We start from the raw sequence: 13,598 nt of genomic DNA on the forward strand, positions 1-13,598 counted from the left end.
GTTTTTCTATCTTTAGCGCTAATTCTATAAGGTTATGGCTAATATTTACCCTTGGGGCGATTCCCGTCGATATAATAGTTACTCCAACTACTTCAAAAGGGAGTTTGGTGGTAGAGTCCAAAAACTTACTATTGATGCTGGTTTTACCTGTCCAAACCGCGATGGTAGCGTTGGAGTAGGGGGCTGCACCTACTGCAACAACGATGCTTTTAATCCCAGCTACTGCACTCCACAAAAGTCAGTACTACAGCAAATAGAGGAGGGGATAGAGTTTCATAAAGTACGATATCGAAGGGCAAACCAATTCCTTGCTTACTTTCAGGCTTATTCTAATACCTACGCCCCAATTGAAAGGTTAAGGGAATTGTATGGTCAAGCGCTTTCGCACCCCCAGGTTATTGGTCTGGTTATTGGTACACGCCCCGATTGCGTGGATGAGGAAAAGCTCGATTACCTTCAGGAACTAAATGAGAAATTCTACATTGCCATTGAATACGGAGTGGAAAGCTGCTACAACAAAACCTTGGAGCAAATAAATAGGGGGCATACCTTTGAGAAATCGGTTTGGGCTATTGAGCAAACGCACAAACGTGGAATTAGAGTTGGAGCTCATGTTATTTTTGGTTTACCTGGCGAAACCAGGGAGCAAATGCTGGCCGAAGCTAAAATCCTTTCGGAATTGCCTCTGAACACCATTAAGTTTCATCAGCTGCAAATTATAAAGGGAACGGCAATGGAGAAACAGTACCAGTCTAACCCAGAACTTTTTAATCTTTTTGGAATGGAGGAGTACTTCAACTTTTTGGCCGATTTTATTGAGAGGCTAAACCCTAACTTTGTGATTGAGCGTTTTACCGGCGAAGCACCACCCCGATACCTAGCAGTTCCACCATGGGGGCATCTAAGAACTGACAAGCTAATGGCTCGATTCGAAAAACTACTTGAAGAACGCAATACCTGGCAGGGAAAACTATTTATGGAAACCTAAACATGTTGGATATTAAGAGTATATCATGATTACTTTGCCTTTAATCCTTTTATCCTTTTATCCTGTATCCTTTATCCTTTAACCTTTATCCTTTATCCTTTATCCTTGAACCATGCCTTGTCATGCTGAGCTTGCCGAAGCAGCTCTGGTGGAAGAATTTGAGGAAGTTAGAGGAAGTTCAAAGAATGACTCGGAATGACTCGGAATTACTCGGAAATAATCGGAAGGAATCGGAAGATTTGGAGCCGTGTTTAGTTTTTTGTTTTTGGTGTTTAGAAATGTGTGCTCAGAATCAACCAATTAATAAAGATTGAAATTTTGCCCCGTAAGGGCTAAGTAATGGTAGAATTAACAAGCCCAAAAGTGATTTGCGATGCGCGGAAGAACCACGCCAAAGAGCGAATATGAAACGTTGCATCGAAATTTCAAGTAATACCCCCAAGAACCAGTTTGTCATGCCGAGCGTAGTCGAGGCATCTCTTCTTGAAGAATATGAGGAAGTTAGAGGAAGTTATAGGAAGTAAAAAGAATGAGTCGGAATGATTCGGAATGACACGGAAAATTGAAGTGGGCATATTTGTTCTTCCTACTTAATGCCTCTGTGCATTTCTCTGTGTAACTCTGTGGTAAAAATATAGAATGCAGACGCCTCAAATAAACAAACTCGTTTAACGATTAACGTTTAACAATTCACGCCTTTCATCCGTCTTCGCCGGACAAATCTGAAATCTTGAACCTTGAACTTTATCCTTTATCCTTTAACCTTTAGCCTTGAACCAAGCCTTGTCATGCTGAGCTTGCCGAAGCATCTCTAGTTGAAGAATATGATGAAGTTAAAAGAAGTTAGAGGAATGAATAACTCGGAATTTTGTCGTTTAACGCTTAACATTTAACATTTAACGCCTCTTATCCGTCCTTGCCAGACAAATCTTGAATTTTGAATCCGTCTTAGCCGGACAATTCTGAAATTTTGAACATTGAACATTATCCTTTAACCTTTTTTCTTCATTGAGTTTTGTTCCTAAAGTTGTATCTTTCAGTCAATATTGAAAATATTTAATACAGTGTAAATGAAACCTTTTCTTGAGTTAGTTGCCGATCATTTGTATAAAAAGTATGGCGAAGAAATTTCTAACCTTATACTGGTATTCCCAAACCGAAGGGCTTCGCTGTTTTTTAGTAAGCACTTAAGCAAGCTAATATCAAAGCCTTTATGGCTTCCTGAAACAACAACTGTAAGCGACCTGATGTATACCATTGCTGGTGTTAAACCTGCCGACCCTTTAATTCTAAATTACAAGCTATACAAGTCGTATATCGAGGCAACAAAAAGCTTGGAGCCTTACGACGATTTTTATTTTTGGGGGAACGTGATGCTTTCCGATTTCGATCAGATAGATAAGTATTTGGTTGACCCCAAAAAACTCTTTAGCAATATCAACGACCTAAAAGTTATAGAGCAGCAATTCAATGAGTTCGATGATAACCTTGAAGTAATAAAAAACTTTTTGAATATCATATCTACCAACGACGATTCACAAATTCGCTCACGCTACTCCAAGATTTGGGAGAACCTTTACGTTGTTTACCAGAATTTTACTGATAGGTTGATAGCGGAAGGATTAGTTTACGAGGGGCTTGCTTATAGGCTTGCATCAAACGCTCTTCATAGCTCCGATAGTTTTAAAATGGACAAAAACTTTGTTTTTGTTGGATTTAACGCCCTTAGCAAATCGGAAACGAAGCTGTTTGAGCACCTTAGAAAGCTTGGAAAAGCTTTCTTTTATTGGGATTACGATGAGTATTATGTGAATCATTCTGAACATGAGGCGGGAGTGTTTATGCGTCAGAACCTTAAAGAATTCCCCAATGAGTTAGAATCTAAGATTTTCAGGTATATTGGTGATAGCAAAACTAATAAGAACGTTACGCTTAAGGCTTCGCCATCGGAGGTGACGCAAGCAAAAGTTATTCCTTCAATTTTAGACGAGTTGGGAATAAACGATACTAATGAGCTTACCACAGCTGTTGTGCTGCCCGATGAAAAACTTCTTTTACCCCTTCTTACCGCTCTGCCCGAAAAGTATAGCAATGCGAATATTACCATGGAGTACCCCTTACGCGAAACATCGGCCTATTCATTTGTTGATGCCCTGCTTACCCTGCAAAAACAATCTGATAAGCAGCAAAAATTCTACCACAAGGACGTTTTGCTAATCCTATCTCACCCCTATTTATTGCATATCTGTCCTAAAGATGCGGAGGATATTAGGGAAACTATTATTGATCAGCAGCAGCTTAACGTTTCGGCCGATTTGTTTAAAGATAATCAGCTATTAGAAAATATTTTTAGACCTGTTAACCAGGGGAAAGAGCTAGCGGAATATCTAATTGCATGCATAAACAAGGTTGTTAGCAGTTTTACAGAGGTTAACGATACCTTAGATGATAAATTAAAGTTCGAGGTAGAGTATCTGTTAACCATTAATCAGGCATTAAAGCGACTTAACACGGTTGTTTCGCAAATTGATGAGGAGTATTCTAATAAAACCTTTAGGTCGTATTTCACCAAAGCGCTTGCAGAACAGCGAGTTTCTTTTATTGGGCAACCTCTTTCAGGTATTCAGATAATGGGCTTTCTGGAAACCCGTAACCTCGATTTTGAGAACCTCATTATACTTTCGGTAAACGATAACCTGCTACCCGGTGCAAGTTTCAAACCCTCGTTCATAGTGCCATCGCTAAGAGTAGCCTATGGGCTTCCCGATTACAGGCACCAGAATGCTATTTATGCTTACTATTTTTATCGGTTAATTCAAAGAGCAAAAAATATCTACCTTATCTATACAAACAAATCTGATAAAACTGGTGAGGTAAGTCGTTTTGTTCAGCAGCTTGAGATGGAGTCGGGACTAACAATTAATAAGGTCTCTGTAAGTTTTGAGCTAGCAGCTAGTAAGGAAGTCCCAATTGAAGTTCAGAAAGATTTGTTTACCGACAAGTTAAATCGATATCTTAAAGGTGCCGAGAATGGTCATTACCTTTCGCCTTCGGCATTATCAGAATATAAAAACTGCTCGCTTCGATTCTTTTTCAATCGAGTTAAAAAAATTAAAGCCCCCGATGAGTTGGAGGAAGAACTTGATGCATTGGGAATTGGAAGCGTATTACATAAAGCTTTGGAGTTAATTTATAAAGATTATGAAGGTAAATTAATTACCCAAGATAAGGTTGAGGAGTGGTTAAACGATAAAATCTTTATCAGTGAGAAAGTTTACCATGCGTTTAAGGATATAAGCAAGTTTAAGGGCGATATAGATGACCTAAATGGTAGGAATCGACTTTTGCTTGAGCGTGTAATTTGGATGGTTAGAAATACCCTTGAAATTGATCTTCGTAGAGTGCCCTATAAACTTATTGAATTGGAGAAAAAGGTGGAATCTGTAATCCCAGTTAAGATTGATGGCGAAGATTTTAACGTTAGATTAGGTGGAACTATTGACCGTATAGAAAAAAAGGATGGTAAATACCTCATTGTCGATTTCAAAACCGGAAAGTATGATGGCAAAAAAACTTCGGTTAGCAGCATTGACGATTTTTCAAATGGATTTGATAAGGATGGTGTTTTTCAGCAAATGGTTTACAGGTATATCCTCCCAAACATTCTTAAAACAGATGTAAACAACATCGATATGCAACTATGGTATGTGAGGAACGCCGATAAAAGCTATAATCCATCAATAAAAATCCCCGAGGAAGAAGAGTTCTGGAACGAATTTATTGACTATCTGAAAGAATTAATCTCTTCAATCCTCTCGAACCAAACCACCTTTAAACAAACGGAGAATGATAAAAATTGCAATAACTGTAGCTTTGCAACGATTTGTAATAGAAATTAATAGTACTAGATACTTTTATAACCTATTATTTGTTTAATAAAGATATATTGTGAAAAAGTTATTCTTTATAATATTTCTATCATTTATAAGAATTTCATCAAATGCTCAAGATGAGATTGTTTGTAATCATAGTATAAAAGTTGATTATAAAATAGATTTGGTTAGTCGGTATGTTTGGAGAGGACTACAATTTGATGCAAGTCCAAGCATACAACCAGACCTATCGTTTTCTTTCGGAAATTTATCAATAGGTTCTTGGGCTTCGTATGGTACTCATAGTAACTTTCCTGAAATAGATCTTTACGCTGTTTATAGCGTAAAGTCATTTTCTCTAACCATTTTCGATTACTACAATGAAAATGAGAATAACCTTAAGCAAAATAAATTCTTTAATTGGAAGAGGACATCTACAAAGCATGCTATAGAAGGAACGATAGCTTGGAATGGATCCAACAAAATACCGTTGAAAGCTTTTGTTGCAACTTTCTTATATGGAAACGATCTAAATGATGATAGCAATCAAAATTTTTCAACCTACATTGAATTTGCATATCCGTTTAAACTTGACAATTACATGATTGATATGTTTATTGGTGGGACGGCTTCAAATGGTTTTTATAACCAAAAAGCAGGAATAACAAATGTTGGCATTAACGCTTCAAAAGAGGTGAAGATAACAGATAATTTTTTATTGCCAGTGAAAGCCTCGTTTACTATTAATCCAGAATCGGATGATGTTTTCTTTGTTGTAGGGATAACTCTAAAATAGAAAGGCTATGAAACTCAAATTAAAGTCAATATTAGTAAAGCTGTCATTACTTGTAGGAGGAAGTATATTCATTATCATCTCCACCTTGGTTTTGTTCAGCACCAAAAATGCCCAGAGGGTTGCCATTGATAATGCGAAATCTGAAGCTGTTGCAGTATCTATTAACTATGCCGACCAGATAAAACATAGAATGAACAAGGCAATGCTTTCTGCTCGATCACTAGCCAATGCATTAAGCTATGTTGCGATTTATGGGACAAAAAATGCAATAACTCGTGAACAGGTACAACGAATGGCAGGACAGGTTTTGCTTAGCGATTCTGATTATCTTGGTTTTACTATTTGCTTTGAACCAGATGCTTTTGATGGAAAAGACAGTTTATATGTGAACAAACCTGGACATGATGCTTCTGGACGTTTCATTTCATACCTTACAAAATCTGACACAGGAGGTTTTGTGGTTGAACCTCTTATTGATTACACAAACTCTGAAAAAGCTCCCTGGTATTATAGACCAAAGGAATTACAAACAGATTTTGTTACTGAACCCATTCACTATCCTGTTCAAGGAAAAATGGTATACATGGTATCATTCATGGCACCAATAATAGGTAATGGTAAATTTTTAGGTGTTACAGGAATCGATTATACTATCGATTTTATTCAGGATTTGGTTTCAAAATCTTACCTTTTAGAGAGGGGTGCTAAAATTGCTATTCTCAGTAACGAAGGAATATTTGTAGCTTCCACCATCGATCCAGAGCAAATTGGTAAATCACTTAAAGATTATGAGCCTGATGATTTTGTCAATCAGTTAAAACTGTTAAAATCGGGAGAAGTGTTAAAAGAAGAAAAGGATGGTTGGCTTAACGTTTTTGTCCCTATATATGTTGGTAATAGCAAGTTGCCCTGGCAGTTAAGATTGGCTATTCCGATGAGCTATATAACAGCAAACGCTCAATCATTGATGTGGTATCAGATCATCTTAGGCCTGATAATGATGGTAATAGGTATCTCATTATTAATATTTGCTCTGCGTAAAATAGTAAAGCCATTATACAAACTTGTTGATGTTACCGATCGGGTCGCTGAAGGCGACTTAAGTATGCAATTAAACGACAAAGTTACAAATGACGAAATTGGGAAGATTTTCCTAGCCATGAAAAACATGGTAGAAAAACTAAGAGATATGATAATGGGAATACGTGATTCAGCCCAGAGCTTTACCCAGGCTGCTTCGCAATTGAGCCAAGGTAGCATACTACTCTCGGAACGAACTAATGAGCAGGCTTCTTCAGTTGAAGAGATTAGCAGTTCCATGGAGGAAATGGTCTTGAGTATTCAGAAAAATACTAACAATACTAAAGAGACCGAAAAATTTGCGATGATGGCAGCAGAGAGAGGTAAAATAGGTAATAAATCGGTTATTTCTGCAGTAAAATCTATGATGCTTATTAACGAAAAAATAAATCTAATAACCGATATAGCATTCCAGACCAATATGCTTGCGATAAATGCAGCCGTTGAAGCAGCAAGAGCTGGAGAACAAGGAAAGGGGTTTGCAGTTGTAGCTTCAGAAGTTCGCAAACTTGCAGAGCACAGTAAGGCTGTAGCAGATGAAATTGGTCAATTCGCATCATCTAGTGTTGCTACTGCAGAACAAGTTGGCAAAGAATTTGAAACAATATTACCCCTAATTGAGAAAACAGCCCAACTCATTAAGGATATAGCCTCAACTAGCCTTGATCAGAACTCAGGTGCTACTATGGTGGGCGATTCAATAAAACAATTGAATGAACTCACCTTGCATAATGCGTCACTTGCAGAGGAAATTGCTTCCAGTGCAGAGGAGTTAAGTAGCCAAGCACAGCAACTCTTTGAAATGGTTGAAAACTTTAAACTTTAAAAAGTATAGAGTATCAAATAGAAAAGATAAGGGCAATAGAATAATTAATTGCCCTTGTTCTTTTCGTTGAATTTGCCAAATTAAAGGTTGCTAATAAATATGTTATTAATACCCTCAGTGTATTAATAAGTTTTTTGTGGTAGCAGTAGACAGTTGTTTTTTGGCTAAAGCCCTATTCACACCTTTTAAGTTCCACGGTAAAGTGGCGCATGATTGGTGCTTCCCAAACAATCTCAAGACCTTTGGTTATTTCGTGTCGGCGGTCGTAAACGTTTTTGAGCGCTACTGCAACCACATCCATGTGATTATTGGTGTAAGTTCTACGTGGAATTGCTAACCTCAGGAGTTCGAGTTTGGGGTAACGATTCTCACGTGTCTCTGGGTCGCGGTCTGCTAAAAGCGTTCCAATTTCTACGCCTCTGACACCGGCTTCGATATACAATTCAATGGCTAGCGTTTGTGCCCTGAACTGCTCTTTAGGAATATTTGGGAGCACCTTATTGGCGTCAATAAAGATTGCATGCCCACCAGCAGGTTTCTGATAAGGAATGCCAAACTCATCGAGACGTTTCCCAAGGTATTCAACCTGTTTAATACGAGTTTCCAGGTAGTCGAACTCTGTGCCCTCATCTAAACCAACTGCAAGAGCGTTCATATCACGCCCCGACATGCCGCCGTAGGTTACATAGCCTTCAAACATGATGTTGAATTTAGAGCACTCGCGCCAAAGGTTTTGGTCGCGCATGGCAATAAATCCACCTATATTTACATTAGCATCCTTTTTACTGCTCATGGTCATGGCATCGGCATACGAAAACATCTCGAGAACTATCTCTTTGATGCTTTTATTGGCATAGCCTTCCTCACGAGTTTTAATAAAATAAGCATTTTCGGCAAAACGGGCTGAGTCAAAAACTAAAATCTTTCCGTACTTGTTACAGATTTCACGCACTTCGCGTAGGTTTTGCATGGAAACAGGTTGGCCACCAGCTGTATTATTGGTTATGGTAACAATAACAAAGGGTACCTTGTCGGAATGCTTGCTAAGAAAATCTTCAAGCTTTTTGGGGTCAACATTGCCCTTAAAGGGATGAATTAGTTCCGTATCGACAGCCTCATCAATTGTGCAATCAACTGCATGTGCCTTCCTAAATTCAATGTGACCTTTTGTGGTGTCAAAATGAGAGTTGCCTGGAACGAAATCGCCTTCCTTAACCAAAACCGAGAAGAGCACATTCTCAGCAGCTCGCCCTTGGTGCGTAGGCATGATATAATCAAATCCAAGAATGTTCTTAATCGCATTCTTCAGGTTATAATACGACGAAGCACCTGCATAGCTTTCATCGCCAAGCATAATTGCGCTCCACTGGCGATCGCTCATAGCGCCTGTTCCTGAATCGGTTAACAAGTCGATAAAAACTTGGTCGCTACGTAGGTTGAACAAATTGTATTTTGCCTCTTTTATCCACTGTTCACGCTCTTGACGTGAACTACGACGGATTGGCTCAACCATCTTAATCTTAAAAGATTCTGCAAATGGTAGTTCCATGATTGTAATATTTTAATTGTTAAAAAATAGACTAGTTGAAATAGCTAAAAGCGATATCACCTCAAGGTGATATTACATCAATATTCTGCTAAAAAGAGGGGAAATTAAAACCTATCGCGGTTCTTGATATTCAGAAACACGTACTTTGCGGCAAATTTTAAGTGAATGTTCTCCTTGAATATCAACATTGTAGGTGTGTTTCTTGCAAATTTATAAAAAATATAGCTTTCCCAAAATGGAACGGACACAAAAAAAGCAATGGGATTGTTAAAAACCAACGCTTTGTAATAAGTGTATGAAACTTTTGAACTAGCTAAAAGAAAAGGAATATTGCCAGAATTGGGAGAATGAGACCAGCTGCAACAAGAATGGCACCTCTGCGAGTAATCCCATTTTTCCCCTTAATTAAAAATAGTCCGGTAAGGGTAATCGTTATAAGTCCAATGGCAAATATATCGCTGAACCAGGTCCACCATGCTTTTGGCCTATTCTTATGCATAAGGTTAAGCTGGTAAAGTATAGGCCTACGGTAGCTGTTCTCTATTAATGCAATCTGCTCATTTAGGTTAACAGTAGCTGTTCCATTTTTAAGAAAGACTTTAAGCGTAGATGAATCGGGGTAGTAATATGAACGAATCTCGGTTTCGCCAAATACCTGAAAAGTTTTCAAAAGCAAATTATCATTTATCCGGTTTGTATCTGTTGGCAGCTCAACTTTAACTGTTTTTACATCTAACGAGTAATATGGGTTCCAATCTCTGGCATGATTTAGCAGTATTCCTGTTATAGCATATAACAGAATCATTCCTGTAAAAAAGTAGCTAAAATCACGGTGTATTACTCTGAGTAATTTTGATAGCTTCATCTCTATTTTACTTTTATTGATTGACATTCAATGTAGTAGTTTTCTCCTGGGTGGTGTGATGTTTCTGCTTCGCATACTTCGTTTGGAGTGGTAATAGGATTAAATATTCCTGTAACTTCAACTTTTGACCCCTTAAGCGATAGGTCGAATTCAGGAACAGCAATACTAGCATTCACCTTAAAAGAGAAATCATGTGAAGGGCCTGTAATTGTGAGACGTTTTTCTGTATGAACACAAACGTGTTCTACAATACCGGTTACTCTAATTTTCTTACCAACAAATTTTTTAGCGTATAGCGTTAACGAGTCGATAGTAACCTCTGCAAATTCCTCTTTACTTAATGTCCCATTTTTCTGCTTATCAGCTTTATTGCCATTGCAACTTAATAGCAAGGATAGTAAAGAGAAAACCAGAATAATTTTTTTCATCATTACAAGGTTTTAATTTCTAAACTGTTAAAATAGATATAATATTAAATGTGGCAAATACTATGCTGGCCAGTCCGTTTGTTGTAGCAAATGCCATGTTAACTTTCGAAATGTCAGTTGGTTTAACAAGGTGGTGTTGGTATAGCATAAGGCCAATAAATAGCGAAGCCCCAACCCAATACCAGTAATTAAAAGCAGTTAATAATCCAATTGCTATAACCAAAATACCACTTATAAAGTGTAAAAAGAATGAAATAAAAAGCGACCATTTTCTGCCCACGGCTGCAGGTATAGAGTGCAACTTATGTTTTTTGTCAAAATCCTCGTCCTGTAGGGCATAAATAATATCAAAGCCGGCCACCCAAAAAAGAACAAGAAATGAGTAGAGTAATGGTAACAATTCAAATTTTGCCGTTACCGACAAGTAGGCCCCAATGGGTGCCAACGAGAGGCCTAAACCAAGCACAAGATGGCTTAACATGGTGAATCGCTTGGTGTAGCTATAAAAAAGCACAACAAAAAGAGCAATTGGTGATAAGTAAAAAACAAGGTTATTGATAAAGTAAGTTGTGGCAATGAAAAGTATTGAGTTTAGGATGATGAAAATTAGAGCAGATTTCTCTGTGATAATTCCTTTAGGAATTTCTCTTTCCTTTGTACGTGGATTCAACTTGTCGAAATGTTTGTCGACAAGACGATTAAAGCTCATGGCGGCATTTCTCGAAAACACCATACATAAGATAACCTTAAGGAAAATTGATAAATCTGGATTTAAGGGTAACTTGTAATAAGCCAAAAAATAGCCAATTATGGCAAATGGCATGGCAAAAATGGTATGGCTAAACTTAACAAGCGATAAGTAATTTTTCACCTTAATAAGCATTTGTGTAGTTTTTTAAAACTTCTAAAAGTAGTTAATTTTTAGATTATGGTTATATTAGCATCAGGTTTATGAGATGATGCAAAAGTACAAACATATTATTCTTTTACTGCTAATTTTTATCAGTTCTGTTCATATTTCTGCTGGGCAGGATAATTCTGTTGACGATAAACAGCTAATTGGGAATTCAAAAGCTGCAGAACTAATAGTTAAGGGTAGGGAGCTCATTAATACTAATCCTGACCAAACTCTAGATATTGCTCTACAGGCGCTAGTTGTAGCAAAAAAGAATAAGGATTTGATAGCTGAGGCTGCAGCACTTGAACTTCTTGGCGACGCAAGTTACAACATTAAAGAGTTTGATGCTGCTCTAAAATACTATTATAGGGCATTTAGTATTTTAGTATCAAATAAAAAAGATAATCTGGCAGTAAGGGTTCTACTATCAATTGCCAAGGTTCATGAAACCACTAATAATCCCGATTTAGCAATTCAGCAAGTTGAGGCTGGTATTAAACAGCTAGGCGGTAGCAAAAATTCACCAAGATATCTTGACCTAATTATAAAGCTAGCCAATCTATATCTAGTTCATCAAAACCCTAAATTGGCTAGTAAATATGGACTTGAAGCACAATCCATTCTAAATAGCGGTACAAGTGAGATTCCTGGTAAGGAAAGGTACTTTCTGCAGGTTTACGAGTTACTTGGACAATCATATAAAAATTCAGGGAATCTTAATTTAAGCCTAGATTACTTCAAGAAGCTAAGCGAAAATGCAATAAAACTTTCCGATTCTACTACTTTAAGCAAGTCGCTGTCGGAGGTTGGTGTGGTATTTATGCTTACAAATAAGCCCGATAGTGCATTGCAATATTTTAGTTTAGCCTATACGGTGAGCTTAAATGCTTCGGATTCGGCAGGAATTGTAAAGAGTCTTTTTGGTTTGGGCGACTACAACTTTGATGTTGAAAACTATAACCAGGCCTTAAACTATTATTCACAGTGTAATGAGATTGCACAAAAAATTAATGATATAGAAACATCCCTGGCAGCTTTGGTGAAAATTTCAAGGTGTTATTCACAACTTGGTGATTACCCAACTTCATCAAAATTCCTAAATAGGGCCCTAGCTATAGCTCAAAAACATAAGTTAACCTCATCAAAAGCCGATGTTTATAAATACCTTTCGGTATTAAACGAAGCTCAAGGTCGTTATAAAGATGCATTGGAATATCATAAGATGTGGGTGGAGCTGCGCGACTCAATTTACTTTGAAGAAACTGGGCAAAAGCTTGCTAAACTTCAGATTCTTTACGAAATAACACAAAAGGAAAAAGAGAACGAGATTCTTAAGCAGAATGCCGAGATTCAAAAACTTCAAATTGCTAGGTCTAGGTACCAGTTTAGGATAATGATTCTTATCCTCGTAGCCGTTGCTATTATGCTTATTCTTCTCATTGTGCTATTCAGAAATAAGCAGAAAGAAATTATTAAGCAAAAGGAAACGGAGCAGCGAATAACACAGCTTAATAAAGCATTGGAGCGTAGAATGATAGAGGAGATAAAGAAACAGGAGAAACAGCAACAGCTCCTTGCTCAAAAGTCGAAGCTAGAATCATTGGGTACGCTTGCGGCTGGTATTGCTCATGAGATTAATCAACCTCTTGGGGGAATCTCAATGGGGTTAGATAATATTTTGATGCGATTAAGCGATAAAAGTTATAGCGAGGAATATCTTAAAGAAAAGTTGAGCTCACTTTTTGAAAATGTTGAACGTATAAAAAAGATAATTGATCATATTCGATATTTTTCTAGAACTCAGAAACCTGTTGCTTTTACATCTGTTAATTTAAATGACGTTGTCAATAGTGCACTTTTTATGGTTACTACACAGTTTGAGAATCATGGTATCGAAGTTCAGAAATCGTTAGACGAAAACCTACCATTTATAACTGCAGATAAGTACAAGTTGGAACAGGTTTTACTCAATTTACTATCAAATGCTAAATATGCCTTAGATGATAAAGCCAAGAAAACGACTGAAAGTAACTATAGAAAAAGAATAAAGATTAATACATGGCAAGATAGGGACAACATATATCTTAGTGTTTGGGATAACGGTACTGGGATACCTAAGAATTATGTTGAAAAAATATTCGATCCATTTTTCACTACAAAAAGTGAAGAAAAAGGAACTGGCCTTGGCCTTTCAATCTCATATGGTTTTATTAAAGATTTATTAGGCGATATTAGAGTTGAAAGTGAACCTGGAGAGTACACTCTTTTTGAAATATCAATTCCAAAAGAAAAGTAA

The 13,598-nt window shown here is 37.3% G+C and carries 9 protein-coding genes; 5 read left to right on the forward strand and 4 right to left on the reverse strand.

Features of this window, described 5'->3' with window-relative positions; genetic code table 11:
- Positions 1–34 precede the first annotated feature (34 nt).
- The 4 genes from FHG85_RS04890 (at position 35) to FHG85_RS04905 (ending at position 7,562) form a co-directional block, all read left to right on the forward strand.
- Positions 35–988, forward strand: coding sequence for a TIGR01212 family radical SAM protein (locus tag FHG85_RS04890; protein ID WP_173073536.1), 954 nt, complete (start codon positions 35–37; stop codon positions 986–988).
- A 1,070-nt stretch (positions 989–2,058) separates the two neighbouring features.
- Positions 2,059–4,887 carry a PD-(D/E)XK nuclease family protein gene (locus FHG85_RS04895; protein WP_173073538.1) on the forward strand — a complete coding sequence of 943 codons (2,829 nt, stop codon included), beginning with the start codon at positions 2,059–2,061 and terminating at the stop codon, positions 4,885–4,887.
- A gap of 49 nt (positions 4,888–4,936) precedes the next feature.
- The gene (locus FHG85_RS04900; protein WP_173073540.1) at positions 4,937–5,656 is read left to right on the forward strand and encodes a TorF family putative porin; all 720 of its coding nucleotides are present in this window, start codon (positions 4,937–4,939) and stop codon (positions 5,654–5,656) included.
- Between the two features lie 7 nt (positions 5,657–5,663).
- The gene (locus tag FHG85_RS04905; protein ID WP_173073542.1) at positions 5,664–7,562 is read left to right on the forward strand and encodes a methyl-accepting chemotaxis protein; all 1,899 of its coding nucleotides are present in this window, start codon (positions 5,664–5,666) and stop codon (positions 7,560–7,562) included.
- Between the two features lie 172 nt (positions 7,563–7,734).
- Here FHG85_RS04905 and FHG85_RS04910 read toward each other — a convergent pair whose 3' ends face one another.
- From FHG85_RS04910 to FHG85_RS04925, 4 genes are all read right to left on the reverse strand, one after another.
- Positions 7,735–9,111: a tryptophanase gene (locus FHG85_RS04910; RefSeq protein ID WP_173073544.1), complete on the reverse strand. Its 1,377-nt coding sequence runs from the start codon at positions 9,109–9,111 to the stop codon at positions 7,735–7,737.
- 313 nt (positions 9,112–9,424) lie between these two features.
- Positions 9,425–10,003: a PepSY-associated TM helix domain-containing protein gene (locus FHG85_RS04915; protein ID WP_173073546.1), complete on the reverse strand. Its 579-nt coding sequence runs from the start codon at positions 10,001–10,003 to the stop codon at positions 9,425–9,427.
- Positions 9,979–10,407: a hypothetical protein gene (locus tag FHG85_RS04920; RefSeq protein WP_173073548.1), complete on the reverse strand. Its 429-nt coding sequence runs from the start codon at positions 10,405–10,407 to the stop codon at positions 9,979–9,981. The genes FHG85_RS04915 and FHG85_RS04920 overlap by 25 nt, the downstream gene beginning before the upstream one ends.
- Before the next feature lie 16 nt (positions 10,408–10,423).
- Positions 10,424–11,287, reverse strand: a complete 864-nt coding sequence (locus FHG85_RS04925) for a UbiA-like polyprenyltransferase (RefSeq protein WP_173073550.1) — start codon at positions 11,285–11,287, stop codon at positions 10,424–10,426.
- Positions 11,288–11,360: 73 nt separating this feature from the next.
- Between FHG85_RS04925 and FHG85_RS04930 the strand changes: the two genes are divergently transcribed.
- Positions 11,361–13,598 carry a tetratricopeptide repeat protein gene (locus FHG85_RS04930; RefSeq protein ID WP_173073552.1) on the forward strand — a complete coding sequence of 746 codons (2,238 nt, stop codon included), beginning with the start codon at positions 11,361–11,363 and terminating at the stop codon, positions 13,596–13,598.

The organism is Tenuifilum thalassicum (genome assembly GCF_013265555.1).
Lineage (GTDB): Bacteria > Bacteroidota > Bacteroidia > Bacteroidales > Tenuifilaceae > Tenuifilum > Tenuifilum thalassicum.